The organism is Streptomyces sp. NPDC101234 (assembly GCF_044767525.1).
Lineage (GTDB): Bacteria > Actinomycetota > Actinomycetes > Streptomycetales > Streptomycetaceae > Streptomyces > Streptomyces sasae.
Genome location: NZ_JBIWOA010000013.1, coordinates 217,061 through 237,982, shown reverse-complemented (window position 1 = coordinate 237,982; position 20,922 = coordinate 217,061). Strand labels below are relative to the sequence as shown.

Here is a 20,922-nt window from a genome sequence, read left to right as displayed (position 1 = left end):
GAGTAGGTGGTCGCCGGCGGAGCTGTCGGTCGGCGGTCGGCTTCGGCGGTGAGCGGTCGACTTGGCGCGGAGGCGGTCGGCCACGGCGGTCCGCGGGCGACGGCGGGCTGGGCGGCGAGCCTGGCGGCGGCCACGGGCGGCCGTCGGGCGGTGCTGGCGATAAAACAGACGGCATTCGCGGTGGACAGTCGGCATCGGCGTTCGGCGGCGCGATCGGCGGGCGGCAGGCGGCAGGGAGGCGGTCCGGGGTCCGTGGGCGGCCGATCAGCTGCTCTGTCGGCCGCGGCCGTTCCTGCCATCGTGTCGGTATGGATGAACTGGTCGACCAGGTGGACGAACGGGACCGAGTGGTGGGCGTGGTGGAGCGGGGGGAGGCGATTCGGGGCCGGCTGCTGCATCGGATAGCGACGATCGTGTGCCGGGACGCCGACGGGCGGTTCCTCGTGCACCGCAGGGCGGATGCCACTCCGCTCTTCCCCGGGCAGTTCAACTGGATGCTCGGCGGAGCCGTCGACACCGGTGAGTCGTACGAGGCGGCCGCCGCACGGGAGCTGGCCGAGGAGCTGGGGGTGGTGACCCGGCCGCGCTTCGTGCTCAAGTTCCTGTGCGAGGGCGTGATCTCCCCCTACTGGCTGGGCCTGCACGAGGTCGTCGTCACGGGCCCGGTCCGGCCCGATCCCTCGGAGGTCGCCTGGCACGCCTGGGTGACGCACCCCGAACTCTCCGCCCTGGCCGCCCGGGACTCCTTCGTCCCGGACGCCCGCGAGGCCCTCGACCGCTACCGCGCCCTGAACTCCGCCTAGTTCTCCAGCCCCTCCGCCAGTACCTCCGCCAGATGCCTCCCCGGCACCCCCGCCAACTGCTCCAGCTGGGTCCGGCAGGAGAAGCCGTCCGCGAGGACCACCGTGCCCGGCGCCGCCTCCCGTACCGCCGGCAGCAGCTGTTCCTCCGCGCAGGCTCTCGACACCTCGAAGTGGCCCTTCTCGAAGCCGAAGTTGCCCGCCAGTCCGCAGCAGCCGCCCGAGAGGTCCCCGGTGAGGGCGGCCGCCTCGCGGAGGCGGCGGTCGGGGGCGTCGCCGAGTACCGCGTGCTGGTGGCAGTGGGTCTGGCCGGTGACCGGGCGGTTCAGGCGAGGCGGGGTCCAGTCGGGGGCCAGCTGTTCCAGCGCCTCCGCGAAGGTGAGCACCCGCGCGGCGAGACGGGCGGCCCGGGGGTCGTCGGGAAGCAGCTCCGGCAGGTCGCTGCGGAGGGCGGCGGCACAGCTGGGCTCCAGGACGACGAACGGTGGCGGCGGGGACGGGAACTCGTCGCCCGAGCCCGAGTCCAACTCCGGGTCCAGCCCCGACTCCGGGTCCGGCTCCGGCTCCGGCTCCGGCTCATCGTCCGCGTCCAGCTCAACGTCCGGGCCCAGGTCCGAACGCTCCAACAGGAACGGCTCCAGCAGGTCCAGCGTCTCGCGCAACACCGCACGGGCCCGGTCCAGTTGGCCCGTCGAGAGGTAGGTGAGGCCGCAGCAGGCGCGGGTCCGGCGTGGGCTCAGCACGGACATGCCGAAGCCCTCCAGCCGACCGTCCTCCGACCGACGCGCCTTCCATCCCCGCGCCGGCAGCTCCATCACCCCCACTCCCGCCGCCTCCAGCACCCGCACGGCCGCCCGCCCCACCTGCGGTGACAGGTACTCCGTGAACGTGTCCGGCCACAGGAAGGCCATCCCCGACGGGAAGTCCGGTCGCCGTCCCGCCCGCACCTCCGCCGCCCACCCCCGCAGGCGCTTGCGCTCGCGCCGCCGCTCCCAGCGGCTGAACGGCTCCGCCGCCAGGCGCGGAATCCCCCGCTCCGGCGCGATCCCGCCCAGGCGTTTCGCCAGCGCGGCCAGTGGCCGTACGGAGGCGAGCGCGTTGACGACCGGCGCGGTGCGGGTGCGGGCCACCAGGCGCAGCCACACCGGCAGCCGGCCCATGCTGTAGTGGGCGGCCGGGCGGCGCCGGCCCTCGTAGTGGTGGTGCAGGAACTCCGCCTTGTAGGTCGCCATGTCCACCCCCACCGGGCAGTCGGACCGGCAGCCCTTGCAGGACAGGCACAGGTCCAGCGCGTCCCGGACCTCCGTCGAGCGCCAGCCGTCCGTCACCACCTCGCCCCCCAGCATCTCGTGCAGCAGCCGGGCCCGGCCGCGCGTCGAGTGTTCCTCCTCGCCCGTCGCCCGGAAGGACGGGCACATGACGGACGAGCCGGAGACCTCGGTCGTACGGCACTTCGCCACACCCACGCAGCGGCGGATCGCCGCCGAGAAGTCGCCGCCGTCGGAGGGGTAGCCGAAGGCCACGTCCACCGGTTCGCGGGGCAGGACGGAGAAGCGGAGGTTCGCGTCCAGGGGGGCCGGTCCGACCAGGACACCGGGGTTGAGGAGATCGTCGGGGTCCCACACCGCCTTCGCCCGCTCGAACAACGCCACCAGCTCCGCGCCGTACATCCTCGGCAGCAGTTCGGCCCTCGCCAGGCCGTCCCCGTGCTCCCCGGAGAGGGAGCCGCCGTGCGCCACCACCAGCTCCGCCAGTTCCTCGGAGAAGCGCCGGAAGCGGGCCACGCCCTCCTCGCCGAGCAGGTCGAAGTCGATGCGGACGTGGATGCAGCCGTCGCCGAAGTGGCCATAGGGGGTGCCGCGCAGGCCGTGGGCCGACAGCAGCGCCCGGAAGTCGCGAAGGTACACGCCGAGCCGCGCCGGCGGTACCGCGCAGTCCTCCCAGCCCGGCCAGGCCTCGGCGCCGTCCGGCATCCTCGTCGCCGTACCGGCCGCGTCCTCGCGGATGCGCCACAGGGCCCGTTGCTCCGCCGGGCCGGTGATCACCGAGGTGTCCAGGGCGTCGGCTGCGCGGACGATCGTGTCCGCACGCGCGCGTGCCTCGTCCGCCGACTCCCCGCCCGTCTCGACGAACAGCCAGGCCCCGCCGCGCGGCAGGCCGGCCGGGGACGGCACCAGGTCGGCGGCCATGCCCTCCACCGTCAGCGGGCCGAAGGCGAGCAGGCCGGCCGCCGCCTCCGCGGCAGCGCTCTCGTCGGCGTACCCCAGCACCGCCAGCGCACGCGCGCGTGGTGACTCGACGAGGCGCACGGTCGCCTCGGTCAGGATCCCCAGCGTCCCTTCGCTCCCGCAGAACGAGCGGGCCACGTCGGCGCCCCGCTCCGGCAGCAGGGCGTCCAGCGCGTACCCGGAGATACGGCGGGGCAGGTCCGGGAAGCCGGTGCGCAGCCGGGCAAGGTCTCCCGACACCAGCTCCCGCAAGCCTTCCGGTGCCCCGGCCCAGTCCTGCCCCAGCCGCAGTCTGCGGCCCCTCGCGGTGATCACGTCCAGCTCCCGGACGCTGTCCGCCGTGGTGCCCCAGGCCACGCTGTGGGAGCCGCAGGAGTTGTTGCCGATCATGCCGCCGAGCGTGCAGCGGCCGTGGGTGGAGGGGTCCGGGCCGAAGCGCAGGCCGTGCGGGGCGGCGGCCTCCTGGAGGCGGTCCAGGACCAGACCCGGCTGGACCACCGCCGTACGCGCCACCGGGTCCAGGCCGACCAGGCGGTTCATATGGCGGGTGAAGTCCAGCACCACGCCCGTGCCCGTCGCCTGCCCGGCGATCGACGTGCCCCCGCCGCGCGCCACCACCGGCACACCACGTGCCCGGCACACCTCCAGTACGGCCGCCACGTCGTCGGCGTCTCTGGGCGCCACCACCCCGGCCGGCACCCGCCGGTAGTTGGACGCGTCCATCGTGACCAGCGCCCGGGACGTGACGTCGAAGCCGACCTCGCCCCGGACGGTCCCCCGCAGTTCCGCCTCTAGACCCGAGAGTTCCGTCATGCGTCCAGGATGCATCCGATCACGCACAGTCACCGATACTTTTCCACCGTCGCGCCAATACCGTCGTACAACCGCACAAGTCCACGGCTTGGCGATCTCGTCTCATCGAACGGACACGGTTCCGTCCCGTTTCACCCACCGGCTACCCTCCGACACGTGGCTGACATCGAGATCCCCGCTGACATCAAGCCCGCCGACGGACGCTTCGGCGCGGGCCCCTCCAAGGTGCGTACCGAGGCGCTGGAGGCGCTCGCCGCGACCGGCACGTCTCTGATGGGCACCTCCCACCGCCAGGCCCCCGTCAAGAACCTGGTCGGCCAGGTCCGCGAGGGCATCAGCTCCCTGTTCTCCCTCCCGGACGGCTACGAGGTCGTCCTCGGCAACGGCGGCTCCACCGCCTTCTGGGACGTCGCCACCCACGGTCTGATCGACAACAAGTCGCAGCACCTGAACTTCGGCGAGTTCTCGTCCAAGTTCGCCAAGGCCGCGGGGCTCGCCCCCTGGCTGGGCGAGCCCACCGTCATCGCCTCCGACCCGGGCACCCACCCGGAGCCGCAGGCCGAGGCCGGCGTCGACGTCTACGCCTTCACCCACAACGAGACCTCGACCGGTGTCGCCATGCCGATCAAGCGCGTCGCGGGCGCCGACGAGGGCTCGCTGGTCCTCGTGGACGCGACCAGCGGCGCCGGCGGTCTGCCGGTCGACATCGCCGAGACCGACGTCTACTACTTCGCCCCGCAGAAGTCCTTCGCCTCCGACGGCGGCCTGTGGATCGGCGTCTTCTCCCCGGCCGCGATCGAGCGCGCCGAGCGCGTCCACGCGTCCGGCCGCCACATCCCGGAGTTCTTCAGCCTGCCCACGGCGATCGACAACTCCCGCAAGAACCAGACGTACAACACCCCGGCCCTCGCCACCCTCTTCCTGCTCAACCAGCAGCTGGAGTGGCTCAACGGCCAGGGCGGCCTCGCCTTCTCCACCGGCCGCACCAAGGACTCCTCGACCCGCCTGTACACCTGGGCGGACGAGTCGAAGTACGCCACCCCGTTCGTCTCGGACCCGGCCAAGCGCTCCCAGGTCATCGGCACGATCGACTTCGCCGACGAGATCGACGCGGCCGCCGTCGCCAAGGTGCTGCGCGCCAACGGCATCGTCGACACCGAGCCGTACCGCAAGCTCGGCCGCAACCAGCTCCGGGTCGCCATGTTCCCGGCGATCGACCCGGCGGACGTCGAGGCGCTCACGAAGTGCATCGACTACGTGATCGAGAAGCTCTGACCGCCCCGTCCCCACGGCGGTGAGGGGTGCCCGGCGGATCACCGCCGGGCACCCCTCGTGCTGTCAGCCCTCTGCGATGAGCTTCTGGTACGCCTTGGCGTCGAGCAGCCCGTTGGGGGACGCGCCCTTCTTGGGCCTGATCTTGAACAGCCACGTGTCGTACGGCTCGGAGTTGGCCATCTCGGGGTCGTCGGCGACGTCGGGGTTGACCCCGACGACCTCCCCGGTGAGCGGGCTGTACAGCTCGGACGCCGCCTTGACCGACTCCACCGTGCCGACGGGGTATCCGGCCTCGACCTGCTTGCCGACCTCGGGCAGCTCGAAGAAGACGATGTCACCGAGGTTCTTCTGGGCGTGGTCGGTGATACCGACGGACGCGGTGCCGTCGGATTCGGTGCGGACCCACTCGTGGTCGTTGGTGTAGCGGAGGTCGGTGGGCACGTAGGACATGGCTGGGCTCCTTCGGCGGTCACGGTGCGATCGGGAACAGCCTGACCCCACACATACGCACACCCGTGCATTTCCGGCGCCACGCTCCACCAAGCAGGTGACAGCGCGTCGCCGGGCATCCCGCCTCAGGTCGCCGTACAGCTCACACTCGGCACGGCACCGCCGCCCGGCGCACCCCCGAACCCGAAGCTCGCCGAGCCGCCGACCGGGATCGTCCCGTTGTGCGCCGCGTTCACCGCGGCGACCGTCTCACCGCTCTGCGTGTACGACGCGTTCCACATGTTGGTGACCTGCTGCGACCCGCTCCAGGTCCAGGTCACCTGCCATGAACCGATCGCGGCCGTACCGGTGTTGGTGACCGTGACATCGGCGTTGAAGCCGCTCCCCCAGTCGCTGCTGACGGCGTAGGAAGCCGAGCAGGCGGCCGTCGAACCACCGCCGCCACCACCGCCACCGCTTCCGCCTCCCGTACTCGGGAACAACGGCGCCTTGATGCCGGCCAGATACCCGTCCTTCACCGTGTCCACGGTCACCCAGTCGTCCTTCAGGATCCCGCCCGTGTCACCGGAGTTGGGGTTCCAGGACCAGAAGGTCCACTGGAAGGAGTCGGCACCGTACGCCGACGTGGGCCGGAGGTAACTCACCAGCGCGGCCAGCCACTTCTGGTCCACGGTCGAGGCGAGCGTCGTTCCGAACTCACCGATCCACACCGGGGCGATGTTCTGCTTGAAGATGTAGCCCCAGTACGAGTCCCACACCCCCGGCATGTTGGCGGGGAACGCCGGATCGCTGAACCAGCTCTGCTGGGCCACGCTGGTGGCGTAGTCATGGGCGGAGTACACCACCCGGTTCGCCACGTCCAGTTGCACCGGGTACTGGGCGACGCCCATCAGGTTGCCGCCCCACCAGCCCGAGACGCCGTTGTACGTCTGGACGCCCTCGACGAAGACCAGCAGGTCGGGGTTGACGGACAGGACGGCGTTCCCCGCGCGCTGGGCGGCCAGCCGCCAGTCGACGGAAGTGTCGCCGCAGCCCCAACAGGCGGGATCGTGGGGCTCGTTGTGGAGGTCGATGCCGACGACGACCGGGTCGGAGGCGTAACGCGCCGCCAGGGCCTTCAGGTCGGCGATCCACGTCGACTCGGGGACCGCCGACGTGTACCAGAGCGCCGACTGGCCACCGGCGTCCGGACGGTGCCGGTCGAGGATGACCCGGAGGCCGTCCTGACCTGCGTACGCCACGATTCTGTCCATGATCTGCAGCGAGTTCAGCCCCTGCAGATCGGCGTTCTTGCCGTTGCTGAAGTCGATGCTGTTGGGGACGGTCGAGCTCTTGAAGATGTCGTCACTGTAGGGCAGCCGGATGGTGTTGTAGCCCAGCGACCTCATCTGGTCGATCATGCTCTTGTAGTCGCGCGACCAGAGGCCGTGCACCACGTAGTTGGCGGTCTCGAAGCCGAACCAGTTGATCCCGGCGATCCGGACCGGCTGCCCGGCCGCGTCCAGGATCTGCCGGCCGCTGGTGTGCCAGTAGCCGGTCCCGGCGTCCGCCTCGGCGGCGGTCCCGGCGGGGGTCGTCGCCGCGTGTGCGGTGTGGATACCGGCGAGGGGCAGGAGAAGCGCGGCGGCGGCAGCGCACAGCGCTCTTCCCAGACGGTGCAAGCGGAACATGTGCCTGTTCCTCTCGGGAGGGAGGCGCGGCCCCGGAACCGATGGGAGCGCTCCCATGCACCGCGCACCTCCCAGGAAACTGACACACCATCATCACGTCAAGACGTACGACGCTCCGGTCCGCCTCGCGTCAGGTCGTGGGCGCGACGGGCACGGCGAGGATGGAGTCGATCACGCCGGCGGAGGTGACGGTGACCGACACCCTGACGGGCTTGATCTGCTGCGGCGGGACGACCGGGTTGGGCGGCACGGCGGGAGAGACCAGCAGGAAGTTCGGGGTGACGTCAATGGTCGTGGTCGCCCCCGACGCGAAGGTGACGTTGTCCCGGTGGGCGCCGACGAAGAGGTACTTCCGTCCGCTGGTGGCGCCGGTGCCGGTGGCGTCGTCCAGGCTGCTGATGATCTGGGCGGTGCCGCCGCCGGCGGTGGCGGGAAGGGTGATGACGGTGATGTCGATGGTGCCCGTGAGGTTGATGTTCTCGCTGGGGCCGGCGACGAGACCATTGAGCGACCGGCTGACGGTGCGGACCTGGGGAAGGGCGGCGGCCGCGGTCCGGACCGTTCGGGCGGGCTGCCCGGCCACGGCGGTGCCGGCGGTCGCGGGGACGGTCAGGCCGAGGGCGGCCGTGAGCAGGCAGACGTTCCCGGTCCGGCGCAGGGCGTTGCGGCGCATGGGTACTCCCGTTCGAGTGGGGCGGGACCCGAATCGCCTCTTGCCGCCCCGGTCCCGCGAGACGCTTCCCAGCGTGCCCGGGCCGACGCACCTCCGCCGCGCCGGTGACCCGTACGGGTGACGGGGGAAGGGATCAGTGACGGCGCGTAGAGCCGCGCCGCAGCCGCCGCAGCCCGAAGAGGGCGAGCACGGCGACACCGACCGCGACGGCGCCCACCTCGGTCCCGCCGGCCGTAAGACTGCCGCTGCCCCCACCGGCCGCCGAACTCCCGCTGCCGGACGGCGACTTGCTGCTCCCGGTCCCCCCTGGCACATCCTCGGCCTGCACCGGGCTGTCGACCCCCTCGCTGCCGTACATCAGCTTGGTCCCGTCGGTGGAGTAGCTGACCGACTCGCCCTGCTTCTGCAGGGGCACGTCGAGCCGCCCCTCCCGCTTGATCCTGCCGCCGTTCCAGTCGTAGTAGATGCCGCCGAGGTAGCCGCGTACGACGAGTTGTCCGCCGTCGGGCGAGAAGGCGGCGTCGGTGGCCCAGAGGTCGACGGTGGCGACGGGCTTGAAGACGTTGGTGCCGGAGGCCGAGAGCGTGGCCGGGCCCTCGTAGAGATGCCCGCCGTCCTCCTTCTTGTCGATGATGTAGACCCGCCCGGTCCTGGGGTGGACGACGAGCGACTCGGCGTTGCGGGCGCCGTTCGAGTACTTGACGACGTACTGGGTGGCCCGGACGGTCTGGTCGACGAGCTTCTTGGGCTCGGGCAGCTTGTAGATCCAGACGTACGGCCAGCTGCCGTCGAGGTTGTCGCCGATGTCGCCGACGTAGATCTGGTTGTCGGGGCCGATGGAGATGGCCTCGACGTCACGGGGTGTTCCGACGCCGCTCAGCGTGATCCTCGCGACGGTCTTTCCGGTCGCGCTGTCGACGGCGTAGATGTACGGACCGTCGCCGCTGTCGTTGTGGGTCCAGTAGATGCCAGGATGGAGGTGGGAGGCGGCGAGACCGCTGGACTCGGTGATGCGCGGATCCTGGATCGTGAACCCTTGGTCGCCGGTGCCGTCCGCAGCGGATGCGGCGGGTGCGGAGGCAAGGACTCCCGTGAGCAGGAACCCGGCGAGAAGGACGGGCGATCGTCGGCGCATGGGCCCAAGCCTGCCATCCCGCCCTGTGTTTCACCGCGGGGGACGTGGTGGTACTCACACCCCGCCCGTCCCGCTGATCGTCCATCATGAGCGGATGCTCAGGTTCATGCCCGTCGGGGACTCGATGACGATCGGCAGCACGGGTGAACACACATGGCGTTACCGCATGTGGCAGCACCTGTGCGCGACGTACGGCGGCCCGTTCACACTGGTCGGTCCGCGCGAGACGCTGTACGACAAGCTCGCCGACGCCCCGACGTCGTACGCCTACGCCGACCCCGACTTCCCGCGTGCCCACCTGGCCGGCTGGGGCGAGGGCTGGATGCACATGGTGCCGCTGATCGGGGAGGCGGTACGGGTCCACCGCGCCGATGTCCTGCTGGTCTCCCTCGGCCTGATCGACCTGGGCTTCTACACGAACGCGGAGCAGACGGCGGAGAACGTACGGTCCTTCGTCGCGGCGGCACGGGAGGCCGGGCCGCGTATCCGCATGGTGCTGCTGCCGGTGATCCCGAACGTCCGGGCCACGTCGGACGCCCCGTTCGCCGAACAGGTCGAGCAGTTCAACATGCTGCTGGCGAAGGCGGTGGCCGACCTGGACGAACCCCGCTCCCCGATCCTGCTGGCCTCGCCTCCGAAGTCGTACGACATCCACTCCGACACCTACGACGGCACGCATCCCAACGCGAGCGGCGAACACCGGATCGCGGCGGCGTTCGCGGAGGCGTTGTGGCAGGGGTGGGACGTGGGACAGTCGTACGAGGCCGGAACGGACTGACCGAATTCCGCTGTTGCCCGGTCACCGTGCGTATCGTTGAACCGCGCGGCTGCACTCGTGCGGAGGGCAGCCGGGGAGGAGCGCCAGGATGACCGTCCTCGAAGACAGGATCGCGATGGCCAAGAGCGACGACGAGGGTCGACTTCGGCACCGACATCGACCTGACCCGCACAGTTGTCGGCCTCACTCTCAAGACCGACGAGTTCCCCCGCGACCAGCCCTTCCAGGCACCGGAGTCGACGAGCCGTCCGGCCCCCGCACGTACAGCGCCTCGCCCCCGATCCCCTCGGGCAGCGATGTGTGGAGCTTCGTCTCCGAACCGGCCCTTCACCCCATGCGGGTGACCGTCACCGCGCTGGGCGCATGGGGCAGGGTGCTCGGGACCTCCCGCGTCGTGACGCTCCCGCACAGCTGAATCCCGCGCCGCCCGGCCGGCTGGCATGTACAGTCCGCCGCAGGCCGCCCGCGCCGCCTGCCCGGACGTCGATCCCGAGGGTGAGGTCATGATGAGCGAGGCCGTCGCCGAGCACCTGCCCTCCGTTCGGTGCGAGGTGATGGACGACCTGCTCGCCGAGCCGCCCCGCGGTCTTGCCTAGAGCGCACTCCACGCCGTTGGCTGGGTGACCATGAAGTACACGCAGCTCGGACGTACCGGACTCAAGGTCAGCCGACTCGTCCTCGGCACCATGAACTTCGGCCCCCAGACCGACGAGGCCGACAGTCACGCGATCATGGACGCGGCGCTGGACGCCGGCATCAACTTCTTCGACACCGCCAACGTGTACGGGTGGGGTGAGAACAAGGGGCGGACCGAGGAGATCATCGGCAACTGGTTCGCCAAGAGCCCCGCACACCGCGACAAGGTCGTGCTCGCCACCAAGGTGTACGGCAACATGGCCGGCGACGGCGATCCCTGGCCCAACCACGACAAGCTGTCCGCCCTCAACATCCGACGGGCCGTGGACGCCAGCCTGAAGCGGCTGCAGACCGACTACATCGACGTCTACCAGTTCCACCACATCGACCGGCGGACTCCCTTCGAGGAGATCTGGCAGGCCATCGACGTGCTCGTACAGCAGGGGAAGATCCTCTACGTCGGGTCGTCGAACTTCCCCGGGTACAAGATCGCCCAGGCCAACGAGATCGCCGCCCGGCGCGGTGGCACCATCGGGCTCGTCAGCGAGCAGTGCCTCTACAACCTCGCCGAGCGCCGCGCCGAGATGGAGGTCATCCCGGCCGCCCAGGACTACGGCCTCGGGGTCATCCCCTGGTCGCCCCTGCACGGCGGACTGCTGGGCGGTGTGATCAAGAAGGAGGTCGAGGGCGGCCGCCGGGCCGGTGGACGGGCCGCCGACGCCCTCGCCAACACCGCCATCCGCGCCCAGATCCAGGCCTACGAGGACCTGCTGGACAAGCACGGGGTGGAACCCGGCGAGGCCGCCCTGGCCTGGCTGCTCACCCGTCCGGGCGTCACCGGCCCGATCGTCGGCCCGCGCACCGGCGAGCAACTGGAGTCGGCGCTGAGGGCGGTGGAGGTCGAGCTGAGCGAGGAGCTCCTGGCCGGCCTCGACGAGATCTTCCCGGGCCCGGGCCCCTCCCCGGAGGCCTTCGCCTGGTAGCCGACATCAGGGGCAGCGCCCCGTCAGGGGCGCGGGGCGGTAGCCGATATGCGGCTACCGCCCCGCGGGCGCGACCAGCCGGCCACGGCCCGCGGCCGAAATCCGACCGGCCGCAGTTCCCCGGCCCACCGCCGTCACCTCATCGCCGCTGTCACCTCATCGCCGCCGCCGTCACTTCATCGCCGAAGCCACCGCGACGACGACGAACAGCAGCACCAGCACAACGGCCATGATCCGGTTACGGGTCTTCGGGTCCACGGCAACGAGCCTAACCGGCCGCCCCGAGCCCCCAGCGGCCGACCACCTCGTAGCGCGGCTGCTCCCCCCGCACCCCCGACGTCGGGAGATTGCTCCGCACCAGCGCCAGCTCCCCCACCGTCCAGGTCCGGCTGGCGAACTCGGCGAGCAGCTCGACGTACGGCCGTACGTCCACCGTGTCCCGGCTGCGGGCCACCGTCAGGTGGGCCTTGTAGCGGCGGTGCTCCCCCATCGGTACGCCCGCCTTGCGCGCCGCCGCCTCCGCGCGGTCGGCCAGCAGCCGGAGGGTCTCCAGGTCGCCGTCGGCGCCCGCCCACAGGGCCCGGCCGTGCCCGAACTGCCCGCCACCGACGACGGCCAGCGGGAAGGAAGCGGTCCGGTGGGCCGCCCGCGCCAGCCGGTCCGACAGGTCCGGTACGACCCCGTCCTCGACCTCGCCGTAGAACGCGAGCGTGAAGTGCCAGCCTGGGCGACCGGTCCAGCGCAGCCCCTCCGCATCCGGCAACCGCTTCAACTTGTCGACCTCTGCGGCGAGTTCGGCGACCACCTCGGGCGGGGGCAGCACGGCTGCGAAGAGTCTCATGCCGACCACCCTGCCATCATGGGGAGATGCGGATCACCATCAGAGAAGGCGGGCCCGACGACATTCCCGCGATGCTCGGCATGCTCGACAGCAGCGTGGAGTGGCTGGTGGGGCAGGGGCGGACCGAGCAGTGGGGGACCACACCGCTGTCGGAGCGCGAGAAGACCGTGGAGTCGGTCGTCCGGTACATGGACGAGGGCGTGACGTACATCGCCGAGGCCGACGGGGTGCCGGCCGCCACGCTGACCCTCACCGACGCGCCCGGCGCCTATCTGGCCCACCTGCCGGCGCCCGGTGAGCCCGAGCGGTACATCCACTGGCTGGCCTCCGACCGCCGTTTCAAGGGGCACGGAGTCGGCAGCGCCCTGCTGGCGCTCGCGGCGGAGGAGACCAGGCGGGCCGGGGTCTCGCTGCTGCGGGTGGACTGCTACGCGGGCGCCGACGGCAAGCTGGTCCGCTACTACGAGAGCAACGGCTTCACCCGCACCGACTCCTACACCGCGTCGAACGACTGGCCGGGGCAGGTGCTCGCCCGGCGGGTGTGACCGCCCGGCGAGCACCCGGGGTGCGGTGACGGATCAGGGCGCGGCGCGCAGGGTGCCGAGCAGCCCGTCCTGCTCGCCGTTGATGCCCGCGGAGAACCAGATGCTGTCCCGGCCGCCGGACAGGTCGGTGCCCCGCTGCAGCCCCCACAGGCCGTCGATCACGATCGGCTGCCCGTTGCGGTTCCTCAGGGTTCCCTCGAACCGGCCGTTCCTCGGGTCGAAGGCGTTGATGCGGCCGTCGCCGAAGTTGCCGACGAGCAGGTCACCCGCGAACTTGCCGAACCCCTTGGGCGCCTCCTCCAGGCCCCAGGGCGAGTTGAGCACGCCCCGGCTGGCGAAGCGCGCGAGCAGCCGCCCCTTGGTGGTGAACACGTTGATGAAGCCGTGGCCCGCGCCGGGGACGTCGTCGTGCTTGGCCGCGTCCTGCTTGGCGTAGGTCACGAAGACGACCTCGCCGAACTTCTTGATGTCGAAGGGCGCGTAATGGGCGGGGAGCCTCGGGTCCCGGAACGCGCCGGCGGGCAGGTTCAGCTGTTTGAAGTCGGGGCCGAAGGCGTCGATGCGCGCGGCGCGGAAGTTCGCGACGAGGAGGCGCGGCAGCCGCTCGGCGCCCTTGCCGCAGTCCGTGCCCTTGTCGCACTGCTTCTGGCAGTCGACCAGTGTCAGGCCCTTGTAGACGGCGTCGCCTCTCCCCTGCGCGACCTGGACGGCGTTGGTCGGGTCCACGTCCTGGTTGAAGGCGAAGAGGCCGCCGCCCTCCCCCGCGAAGACGTACCGCGCGGGACCGGTGCGACCGGACACGGCCCTGAAGCGGAAGGCGCTGCTGTCGTTGCGCACGACCCCGGTCGGGTCGGCGGTGTCGGGCAGCTGCGCGACGGGAGAGAGGACGTTGACCGGCTGCCCGGCCCGGGCTCCCGAGTACACCGTGGACGTGTTGGATCCGTTGTTGGAGACCCTGATCGCGCCTCTCGGCGTGTTGACCAGGCCCCAGGGGTTCACGAGGTTCTGGTCCCGCACCTCGGCCCTGCCCGGGATGTCGGAGACGAGGTCGCGCTCCACGAAGCCGTGATCGGCCTTGTGCGGCGCGTCCGCGGCGACGGACGGCGCGGCGGCTGCGAGCGCGCCGACCGTGCCCAGGGCCAGCACGACAGCGGTCATCCGCCGTGCGCGGGAGCGGGGTCCTCGGGTCGGTACCGGTGATACCGGTGATGCCATGGATGCCATGCGGATGCTCCTGTTTCCCGTACAGGTCCTCTATGGACACAACGGGAGAAGTCATCTCATACGACCGCCATCGCACTCGTGATCGACACGCGGACCCCGCCACCGACACCCGACCGGCGCCACCCGGCATCCGGCGCCCGGCGCCCGCTACGCCACGGTGGCCATCCGCTCGCTCTCCCGCGGTACGAACCGCACCCGCGGGTGCCCCCGGTGCCAGCCGACCGACACACGCAGATTGCCGACGCGGGCCAGGACCAGGCCGATGCCGATCGCCGCGGCCGCGGCGATCGCGCCGCCGACGGCGAGGCCCGCCCGGACGCCGTACGCGTCCGTGATCCAGCCGGCGATGGGCGCGCCGATCGGCGAGCCGCCCATGAACACCATCATGTAGAGGGACATCACCCGGCCGCGCATGGCCGGGTCGGTGCCCATCTGGACGGTGGTGTTGCCGGTGACGTTGACGGTCATGCCGAACATGCCGATCGGCACCATGAACAGGGCGAAGAGCCACAGCGAGGGCGCGGTGGCCGCCACCACCTCCAGGGCGCCGAAGGCGATCGCGGCCGCGATCATCACCCGCATCCGGGCCGTGCCGCGTCTGGCCGCGAGCAGGGCGCCGACCAGGGAGCCGACCGCCATCAGCGTGTTGAAGGCGCTGTAGGAGCCGGCGCCGGCGTGGAAGACGTCGTCGGCGAAGGCGGAGAGGTAGACGGGGAAGTTGAAGCCGAAGGTGCCGACGAACCCGATCAGGACGATCGTCCAGATGAGGTCGGGGCGCCCGGCGACATAGTGCAGGCCCTCCCGCAGCTGGCCCTTGCCTCTCGGCGCGCGCTCGACGACGTACAGGTCACGCGCGCGCATCAGCAGCAGGCCGACGATGGGGGCGACGAAGGACAGGCCGTTGAAGAGGAACGCCCAGCCGGTGCCCACGCCGGTGATCATCAGACCGGCGACGGCGGGGCCGACCAGGCGGGCGGACTGGAAGTTCGCGGAGTTCAGGCTGACCGCGTTCTGCAGCTGGTCCGGGCCGACCATCTCGGAGACGAAGGACTGCCGGGCCGGGTTGTCGACGACCGTGGCGAGGCCGACGGCGAAGGCCGCGAGGTAGACGTGCCAGACCTGGACATGGCCGGAGAGGGTCAGCATCGCGAGCGCGATACCGGTGAGGGCCATCGAGGTCTGGGTGACGAGGAGTGCGCGTCGCTTGTTCAGCCGGTCGACCAGGACTCCGCCGTAGAGGCCGAAGAGCAGCATCGGCAGGAACTGCAGGGCGGTGGTGACGCCGACGGCGGTCGCGGAGCCGGTGAGGCTGAGCACGAGCCAGTCCTGGGCGATGCGCTGCATCCAGGTGCCGATGTTCGAGACGACCTGGCCCGCGAAGAACAGGCGGTAGTTCCTGACCTTCAGCGAGCTGAACATCGACGACTTGCGGGATGTGGGGGTAGTAGGGGCGGTCGGTGCGGGGGCGGAAGGTGCTCCGGATCCCGTACTCAAAGTGGGTTCGCCTCCTCGTTGCGGGGTTCTACAGATGTGCGAGCTTCTCCAGCACGGGGGCGGCGGCGCGCAGTTTCGCCCACTCGTCCTCGTCGAGACCGTCGACCAGGCCGGCCAGGAACGCGTTGCGCTTGCGGCGGCTCTCCTCGAGCATCGCCTCGGCCTGCTCGGTTCTGCTGACGACCTTCTGGCGCCGGTCCTCGGGGTGCGGCTCCAGACGGACCAGTCCCTTGGCCTCCAGCAGCGCCACGATGCGGGTCATCGAGGGCGGCTGGACGTGCTCCTTGCGGGCGAGCTCACCAGGGGTGGCCTGGCCGCAGCGGGAGAGGGTGCCCAGCACCGACATCTCGGTGGGGCTCAGTGACTCGTCGACCCGCTGGTGCTTGAGCCGTCGCGAGAGTCGCATCACGGCGGAGCGGAGGTCGTTCACGGCGGCTGCGTCGTCGCCATGGCTAAGGTCCGGCATGTTCCTTAGAGTAACTCATTACCCTAACTAAGGACCACTCGGGACACGCCAGGATGCCCGTGACCTCGGCCACTGAACCTCATCGTCACCCGTACGAGTGAGACAAGTCCGGAAAGTGACGCGCCGGACGCGCGGATGTGGCGCCCTCATATGCATGGGGACCAGTGTGCTCAGCCTGCGGATAGACAAAGAGCTGCTCGACCGGCTCCGGCATCACGCGGCGAAAAGGGGAATGAGCGTCCAGGACTATGTGATCCGGACGCTCATTCGGGACGACTTCGACGAGCGGTTCTCGGCCGCCGTCGAGGAGACGGAGAGGTTCTACGAGGCCACCTGACCCCTGGGGATCAGAGGCCACCCGACCCCTGGGGATCAGAGGCCACCCGACCCCTGGGGATCAGAGGCCACCCGACCCCTGGGGATCAGGTGAGACCCAGGGCCGGCATCAGGTAGTAGAAGGCGAAGACCGCCGAGACGACGTACATCGCGACCGGAATCTCCTTGGCCCGGCCCGCGGCCAGCCGGAGCAGCACGAAGGTGATGAAGCCCATGCCGATGCCGTTCGTGATCGAGTAGGTGAACGGCATCATCACCATGGTCACGAAGGCCGGGATCGCGAGGGTGTAGTCCGCCCAGTCGATCTCCTTGATCGAACCGGCCAGGATCAGGAAGCCGACCGCGAGCAGCGCGGGGGTGGCCGCCTGGGACGGGACCATCGTGGCGACGGGGGTGAGGAACAGCGCCACGGCGAAGAGCGCGCCGGTGACGACGTTGGCGAAGCCGGTACGGGCGCCCTCGCCGACACCGGCCGTGGACTCCACGAAGCAGGTGGTGGCGGAGGAGGAGCTGGCGCCACCCGCGGCGACCGCGACACCGTCGATGAACAGGACCTTGTTGATGCCCGGCATGTAGCCCTGGGCATCGGTCAGCTTGGCCTCGTCGCTGACGCCCATGATCGTGCCCATGGCGTCGAAGAAGCAGGACAGCAGGACGGTGAAGACGAAGAGGATGCCGGTCAGCAGGCCGACCTTGCCGAAGCCGCCGAACAGGCTGACCTTGCCGAGCAGGCCGAAGTCCGGGGTGGAGACCGGGTTGCCCGGCCACGTCGGGACGGTCAGGCCCCAGGTCGTCACATGGGCGACGGCGTTGATGATCAGCGAGAGGACGGTCATCGCGACGATGGAGATGAGGATCGCGCCGGAGACCTTGCGGACGATCAGCGCGAGGGTGAGCAGCGCACCGAGGATGAAGACCAGGACCGGCCAGCCGTTCAGATGTCCGTCGGCGCCGAGCTGGAGCGGGACGGTGGTCTGGGCGGCGTCCGGAATACGGGTGACGAAGCCGGAGTCCACGAGACCGATCAGCATGATGAACAGGCCGATACCGATCGAGATCGCCTTGCGCAGGCTGTAGGGCACGGCGTTCATCACGCGCTCGCGCAGCCCGCTGGCGACCAGCAGCATCACGATGAAGCCGGCCAGGACCACCATGCCCATGGCGTCCGGCCAGGACATCCGGGGCGCCAGCTGGAGCGCGACCACGGAGTTCACACCGAGACCGGCGGCGAGCGCGATCGGGACGTTGCCGATGACACCCATGAGCAGCGTGGTGAAGGCGGCGGTGATCACGGTGGCGGTGACCAGCTGACCGTGGTCGAGCTGGTGGCCGTACATGTCCTTCGCGCTGCCGAGGATGATCGGGTTCAGCACGATGATGTACGCCATCGCGAAGAACGTGGCGAAGCCGCCGCGCACCTCACGGGCCAGGGTGCTGCCCCGCTCGGAGATCTTGAAGTAACGGTCGAGCGCACCGTACGCGGGGGTCGCACCCGGCTGTTCGGGGGCGGGGGCCTTGGTGGAAGCCGGGGTTGACATTGTAGGTTCCTACGAGCAGAAGTAGCCAGACACAAACGGTTTCAGTATGAACGTATGAGTTCTAGATCGCTATCTCCGCGCGTAGACCCCAGAGGTGCGTAAGCTGAGCGCCATGGCGAAGTGGACCCCCAAGCACGAGGCACCGGAACCCCTGGAGGGCCCGGTCGTGCCGACCATCATCGGCGGCACGATCGTCTGGTTCGTCCTCTTCCTGGTCCAGCTCCCGTTCTACGGCTGGTTCTCCGACCACGGCCACGCCTGGTGGGTGTGGACCTGCCTGGCCGGCGCCGGCCTGGGCCTGATCGGCATCTGGTACGTGAAGAAGCGGGACGCGGCCATCAAACGAGCACAGCTGCAAGCGCCCCTTTAGGGGCGCGGGGCCGAGTCCGATATGCGGCTCCGCCGCGTGGGCGCGACCAGCCCCCACCGCGCCGCACCCGTACAACTACCGCACGACATCGCTCCTCCCCTGGTCGGATCTTCCGCCCACCCAGCGGGTGAACACGCAAATCCACACGTACCGTCGAATGCATGACGCACATCGACGCGGGCGCGGAGCTCGACCCTGTGCATCCGGTACCCCTCCCGGCACCGGCCAGGACAACCGGCCTGACGTCGGCCGAAGTCGCGCAGCGCATCGCACGCGGCCAGGTGAACGACGTACCGGTGCGCAGCAGCCGCTCGCTCGGCGAGATCGTGCGGGCGAACGTCTTCACCCGGTTCAACGCGATCATCGGTGTGCTGTGGCTGGTCATGCTGTTCGTGGCACCGATCCAGGACAGCCTGTTCGGGTTCGTGATCCTCGCCAACACGGGCATCGGCATCGTGCAGGAGTGGCGGGCGAAACAGACCCTGGACTCGCTCGCGGTGATCGGCGAGGCGCGGCCGACCGTGCGCCGGGACGGGGCCGCCGTCGAAGTGAGCACCAACGAGATCGTGCTCGACGACCTCATAGAGATCGGCCCCGGCGACAAGATCGTCGTGGACGGGGTGTGTGCCGAGGCCGACGGGCTGGAGGTCGACGAGTCACTGCTCACCGGTGAGGCCGACCCGGTCGTCAAACGCCCCGGAGACCAGGTGATGTCGGGCTCCTTCGTGGTGGCCGGCGGCGGCGCGTTCGCGGCGACGAAAGTGGGCCGGGAGGCCTATGCGGCCCAGCTCGCCGAGGAGGCCTCCCGCTTCACCCTCGTCCACTCCGAGCTGCGCTCCGGCATCTCGACCATCCTCAAGTACGTGACCTGGATGATGCTCCCGGCCGCGATCGGGCTGGTCGCCACCCAGCTCGTGGTGAAGAACAACGGCCTCAAGGACGCCGTCGCCCGCACGGTCGGCGGCATCGTCCCGATGGTCCCCGAGGGCCTGGTGCTCCTCACCTCCGTCGCCTTCGCGATCGGCGTGATCCGGCTCGGCCGCCGGCAGTGCCTGGTCCAGGAACTCCCCGCGATCGAGGGCCTGGCCCGCGTCGACACCGTCTGCCTCGACAAGACCGGCACGCTCACCGAGGGCGGCATGGACGTCATGGAGCTACGGCCGCTGGACGGGGTCGACGAGACGTACATACGCAAGGTGCTGGGCTCGCTCGGCGAGTCCGACCCGCGCCCCAACGCCTCCCTCCAGGCGATCATCGACGCCTATCCCGACAGCGTGGACTGGCGGTGCGTGGAGTCACTGCCGTTCTCCTCCGCCCGCAAGTACAGTGGGGCGACCTTCAGCGAGGGCGACGGGGAGCTGAGCACCTGGCTGCTGGGGGCGCCGGACGTGCTCCTCGGCGCCGACGACCCGGCATTGGCCGAAACCGTACGCCTCAATGAGCAGGGACTGCGGGTGCTGCTGCTCGCCCGCGCCGCCCGGGACCTCGACCACACGAAGGTGGCCGAGGACGCCCGCGCCACCGCCCTGGTGGTCCTGGAGCAGCGGCTGCGCCCCGACGCCGGCGACACCCTCCGCTACTTCGCCGAGCAGGACGTCCGGGCGAAGGTGATCTCCGGCGACAACGCGGTGTCGGTCGGTGCCGTGGCCGCGAAACTCGGCCTCAGCGGTACCACGGTGGACGCGCGCCGGCTGCCCACCGAGCCCGGCGAGATGGCCGAGGCGCTGGACGAGGGCACGGTCTTCGGACGGGTCACCCCGCAGCAGAAGCGGGACATGGTCGGGGCGCTGCAGTCGCGCGGGCACACGGTCGCGATGACCGGGGACGGGGTGAACGACGTACTCGCCCTGAAGGACGCCGACATCGGTGTCTCGATGGGCTCGGGCTCCGAGGCCACCCGGGCGGTGGCCCAGATCGTCCTGCTCGACAACAGCTTCGCCACGCTGCCCTCGGTGGTCGCCGAGGGTCGCCGGGTGATCGGCAACATCACCCGGGTGGCCACGCTGTTCCTGGTGAAGACGGTCTACTCGGTGCTGCTCGCGGTGCTGGTGGTCTGCTGGCAGGTGGAATACCCGTTCCTGCCCAGGCACTTGACGCTGCTGTCGACCCTGACCATCGGCATCCCGGCGTTCTTCCTCGCCCTCGCCCCCAACAAGGAGCGGGCCAGACCGCACTTCGTGCGCAGCGTGATGCGCTATTCGATCCCGGGCGGGGTGGTGGCCGGGGCCGCGACCTTCGTGACGTATCTGATCGCCCGTCACCACTACGCGGGAACGGGATCGTTGGACGCGGAGACCAGCGCGGCGACCCTGACCCTGTTCCTGGTCTCGATGTGGATCCTGGCGATCATCGCCCGCCCGTACACCTGGTGGCGGGTGGTCCTGGTCGCGTCGATGGGCGTGGCGTTCGTGTTCGTGCTGGTGGTGCCCGCGCTGCAGAGCTTCTTCGCACTGAAGCTGGTGGGGGCGGCGATGCCGTGGACTGCCGTCGGCGTGGCCGTGGTGGCGTCGGCTGTGCTGGAGCTTCTGTGGAAGTGGGTGGAGCGGAGATTCCCGGTGTGATGCGGTGGTGGGAACTGCGCGGGCCCGGTGGGGGCTGGGCGCGCCCACGCGGCGGTAGTCGCATGTCGACCCAGCCCCGCGCCCCTGAAGGGGCGCTGCCCCTGAG

General features: G+C 70.4%; 19 protein-coding genes. 9 read left to right on the top strand and 10 right to left on the bottom strand.

Translation table 11 applies throughout. The features are described 5' to 3' along the window. Positions 1–308: 308 nt before the first annotated feature. The gene (locus tag ACIRR9_RS24835; RefSeq protein WP_403755593.1) at positions 309–803 is read left to right on the top strand and encodes an NUDIX hydrolase; all 495 of its coding nucleotides are present in this window, start codon (positions 309–311) and stop codon (positions 801–803) included. On the opposite strand, the gene ACIRR9_RS24830 is transcribed toward ACIRR9_RS24835, so the two are convergent. Then, on the bottom strand, positions 800–3,841 hold the full coding sequence (locus ACIRR9_RS24830) for an FAD-binding and (Fe-S)-binding domain-containing protein (protein ID WP_403755591.1): 3,042 nt from the start codon (positions 3,839–3,841) through the stop codon (positions 800–802). The two genes, ACIRR9_RS24835 and ACIRR9_RS24830, sit on opposite strands and share 4 nt — an antisense overlap. 156 nt (positions 3,842–3,997) lie before the next feature. Between ACIRR9_RS24830 and serC the strand changes: the two genes are divergently transcribed. Continuing rightward, positions 3,998–5,116 carry a phosphoserine transaminase gene (serC, locus tag ACIRR9_RS24825; protein ID WP_403755588.1) on the top strand — a complete coding sequence of 373 codons (1,119 nt, stop codon included), beginning with the start codon at positions 3,998–4,000 and terminating at the stop codon, positions 5,114–5,116. 63 nt (positions 5,117–5,179) lie between these two features. On the opposite strand, the gene gcvH is transcribed toward serC, so the two are convergent. The 4 genes from gcvH to ACIRR9_RS24805 all read right to left on the bottom strand — a co-directional run bounded on the left by gcvH (position 5,180) and on the right by ACIRR9_RS24805 (position 9,044). After that, complete coding sequence (gene gcvH / locus ACIRR9_RS24820; RefSeq protein WP_403755585.1) at positions 5,180–5,566, bottom strand: glycine cleavage system protein GcvH; 387 nt, start codon at positions 5,564–5,566, stop codon at positions 5,180–5,182. Positions 5,567–5,691: 125 nt separating this feature from the next. Continuing rightward, positions 5,692–7,236: a cellulase family glycosylhydrolase gene (locus tag ACIRR9_RS24815; protein ID WP_403755582.1), complete on the bottom strand. Its 1,545-nt coding sequence runs from the start codon at positions 7,234–7,236 to the stop codon at positions 5,692–5,694. A gap of 130 nt (positions 7,237–7,366) precedes the next feature. Beyond that, entirely contained in the window at positions 7,367–7,909 is a 543-nt protein-coding gene (locus ACIRR9_RS24810; protein WP_403755579.1) for a hypothetical protein, read from the bottom strand. A 133-nt stretch (positions 7,910–8,042) separates the two neighbouring features. After that, entirely contained in the window at positions 8,043–9,044 is a 1,002-nt protein-coding gene (locus ACIRR9_RS24805) for a WD40 repeat domain-containing protein (protein WP_403755576.1), read from the bottom strand. A 94-nt stretch (positions 9,045–9,138) separates the two neighbouring features. On the opposite strand from ACIRR9_RS24805, the gene ACIRR9_RS24800 reads away from it, so the two are divergent. The 3 genes from ACIRR9_RS24800 (at position 9,139) to ACIRR9_RS24790 (ending at position 11,441) form a co-directional block, all read left to right on the top strand. Further along, positions 9,139–9,822 carry a GDSL-type esterase/lipase family protein gene (locus ACIRR9_RS24800; protein ID WP_403755573.1) on the top strand — a complete coding sequence of 228 codons (684 nt, stop codon included), beginning with the start codon at positions 9,139–9,141 and terminating at the stop codon, positions 9,820–9,822. A 440-nt stretch (positions 9,823–10,262) separates the two neighbouring features. Continuing rightward, positions 10,263–10,418: a hypothetical protein gene (locus ACIRR9_RS24795; protein WP_403755570.1), complete on the top strand. Its 156-nt coding sequence runs from the start codon at positions 10,263–10,265 to the stop codon at positions 10,416–10,418. A gap of 30 nt (positions 10,419–10,448) precedes the next feature. Continuing rightward, entirely contained in the window at positions 10,449–11,441 is a 993-nt protein-coding gene (locus ACIRR9_RS24790; RefSeq protein ID WP_403755567.1) for an aldo/keto reductase, read from the top strand. Between the two features lie 268 nt (positions 11,442–11,709). Here the strand turns inward: ACIRR9_RS24790 and thpR are convergent, their stop codons facing one another. Next, on the bottom strand, positions 11,710–12,282 hold the full coding sequence (thpR, locus tag ACIRR9_RS24785; RefSeq protein WP_403755564.1) for an RNA 2',3'-cyclic phosphodiesterase: 573 nt from the start codon (positions 12,280–12,282) through the stop codon (positions 11,710–11,712). 26 nt (positions 12,283–12,308) lie between these two features. Between thpR and ACIRR9_RS24780 the strand changes: the two genes are divergently transcribed. Then, complete coding sequence (locus ACIRR9_RS24780; protein WP_403755561.1) at positions 12,309–12,827, top strand: GNAT family N-acetyltransferase; 519 nt, start codon at positions 12,309–12,311, stop codon at positions 12,825–12,827. Positions 12,828–12,860: 33 nt separating this feature from the next. Here the strand turns inward: ACIRR9_RS24780 and ACIRR9_RS24775 are convergent, their stop codons facing one another. The 3 genes from ACIRR9_RS24775 to ACIRR9_RS24765 all read right to left on the bottom strand — a co-directional run bounded on the left by ACIRR9_RS24775 (position 12,861) and on the right by ACIRR9_RS24765 (position 16,011). Then, the gene (locus ACIRR9_RS24775) at positions 12,861–13,985 is read right to left on the bottom strand and encodes a TIGR03118 family protein (RefSeq protein WP_403755558.1); all 1,125 of its coding nucleotides are present in this window, start codon (positions 13,983–13,985) and stop codon (positions 12,861–12,863) included. 213 nt (positions 13,986–14,198) lie between these two features. Continuing rightward, entirely contained in the window at positions 14,199–15,470 is a 1,272-nt protein-coding gene (locus tag ACIRR9_RS24770; protein ID WP_403261182.1) for an MFS transporter, read from the bottom strand. 103 nt (positions 15,471–15,573) lie between these two features. Continuing rightward, complete coding sequence (locus tag ACIRR9_RS24765; protein ID WP_123976117.1) at positions 15,574–16,011, bottom strand: MarR family winged helix-turn-helix transcriptional regulator; 438 nt, start codon at positions 16,009–16,011, stop codon at positions 15,574–15,576. Positions 16,012–16,165: 154 nt separating this feature from the next. On the opposite strand from ACIRR9_RS24765, the gene ACIRR9_RS24760 reads away from it, so the two are divergent. Further along, positions 16,166–16,348, top strand: coding sequence for a ribbon-helix-helix protein, CopG family (locus ACIRR9_RS24760; protein WP_185149277.1), 183 nt, complete (start codon positions 16,166–16,168; stop codon positions 16,346–16,348). An 85-nt stretch (positions 16,349–16,433) separates the two neighbouring features. Here the strand turns inward: ACIRR9_RS24760 and ACIRR9_RS24755 are convergent, their stop codons facing one another. Then, positions 16,434–17,885 carry an NCS2 family permease gene (locus tag ACIRR9_RS24755; RefSeq protein WP_384573441.1) on the bottom strand — a complete coding sequence of 484 codons (1,452 nt, stop codon included), beginning with the start codon at positions 17,883–17,885 and terminating at the stop codon, positions 16,434–16,436. Between the two features lie 112 nt (positions 17,886–17,997). On the opposite strand from ACIRR9_RS24755, the gene ACIRR9_RS24750 reads away from it, so the two are divergent. Together ACIRR9_RS24750 and ACIRR9_RS24745 are read left to right on the top strand one after the other, a co-directional pair. Then, positions 17,998–18,255, top strand: coding sequence for a DUF2530 domain-containing protein (locus tag ACIRR9_RS24750; protein ID WP_403755553.1), 258 nt, complete (start codon positions 17,998–18,000; stop codon positions 18,253–18,255). 161 nt (positions 18,256–18,416) lie between these two features. Then, a complete protein-coding gene (locus ACIRR9_RS24745; protein ID WP_403755550.1) occupies positions 18,417–20,816 on the top strand; it encodes an HAD-IC family P-type ATPase in 2,400 nt (799 codons plus the stop codon). Positions 20,817–20,922: the final 106 nt, after the last annotated feature.

What these genes read in the sequence shown, in the direction of transcription:
- ACIRR9_RS24835 (WP_403755593.1), top strand. Translation starts at nt 309, where the DNA reads ATGGATGAACTGGTCGACCAGGTGGACGAACGGGACCGAGTGGTGGGC.
- ACIRR9_RS24830 (WP_403755591.1), bottom strand. Translation starts at nt 3,841, where the DNA reads ATGACGGAACTCTCGGGTCTAGAGGCGGAACTGCGGGGGACCGTCCGG.
- gcvH (WP_403755585.1), bottom strand. Translation starts at nt 5,566, where the DNA reads ATGTCCTACGTGCCCACCGACCTCCGCTACACCAACGACCACGAGTGG.
- ACIRR9_RS24815 (WP_403755582.1), bottom strand. Translation starts at nt 7,236, where the DNA reads ATGTTCCGCTTGCACCGTCTGGGAAGAGCGCTGTGCGCTGCCGCCGCC.
- ACIRR9_RS24810 (WP_403755579.1), bottom strand. Translation starts at nt 7,909, where the DNA reads ATGCGCCGCAACGCCCTGCGCCGGACCGGGAACGTCTGCCTGCTCACG.
- ACIRR9_RS24805 (WP_403755576.1), bottom strand. Translation starts at nt 9,044, where the DNA reads ATGCGCCGACGATCGCCCGTCCTTCTCGCCGGGTTCCTGCTCACGGGA.
- ACIRR9_RS24800 (WP_403755573.1), top strand. Translation starts at nt 9,139, where the DNA reads ATGCTCAGGTTCATGCCCGTCGGGGACTCGATGACGATCGGCAGCACG.
- ACIRR9_RS24795 (WP_403755570.1), top strand. Translation starts at nt 10,263, where the DNA reads ATGTACAGTCCGCCGCAGGCCGCCCGCGCCGCCTGCCCGGACGTCGAT.
- ACIRR9_RS24790 (WP_403755567.1), top strand. Translation starts at nt 10,449, where the DNA reads ATGAAGTACACGCAGCTCGGACGTACCGGACTCAAGGTCAGCCGACTC.
- thpR (WP_403755564.1), bottom strand. Translation starts at nt 12,282, where the DNA reads ATGAGACTCTTCGCAGCCGTGCTGCCCCCGCCCGAGGTGGTCGCCGAA.
- ACIRR9_RS24780 (WP_403755561.1), top strand. Translation starts at nt 12,309, where the DNA reads ATGCGGATCACCATCAGAGAAGGCGGGCCCGACGACATTCCCGCGATG.
- ACIRR9_RS24775 (WP_403755558.1), bottom strand. Translation starts at nt 13,985, where the DNA reads ATGACCGCTGTCGTGCTGGCCCTGGGCACGGTCGGCGCGCTCGCAGCC.
- ACIRR9_RS24770 (WP_403261182.1), bottom strand. Translation starts at nt 15,470, where the DNA reads ATGTTCAGCTCGCTGAAGGTCAGGAACTACCGCCTGTTCTTCGCGGGC.
- ACIRR9_RS24765 (WP_123976117.1), bottom strand. Translation starts at nt 16,011, where the DNA reads ATGCCGGACCTTAGCCATGGCGACGACGCAGCCGCCGTGAACGACCTC.
- ACIRR9_RS24760 (WP_185149277.1), top strand. Translation starts at nt 16,166, where the DNA reads ATGGGGACCAGTGTGCTCAGCCTGCGGATAGACAAAGAGCTGCTCGAC.
- ACIRR9_RS24755 (WP_384573441.1), bottom strand. Translation starts at nt 17,885, where the DNA reads ATGTCAACCCCGGCTTCCACCAAGGCCCCCGCCCCCGAACAGCCGGGT.
- ACIRR9_RS24750 (WP_403755553.1), top strand. Translation starts at nt 17,998, where the DNA reads ATGGCGAAGTGGACCCCCAAGCACGAGGCACCGGAACCCCTGGAGGGC.
- ACIRR9_RS24745 (WP_403755550.1), top strand. Translation starts at nt 18,417, where the DNA reads ATGACGCACATCGACGCGGGCGCGGAGCTCGACCCTGTGCATCCGGTA.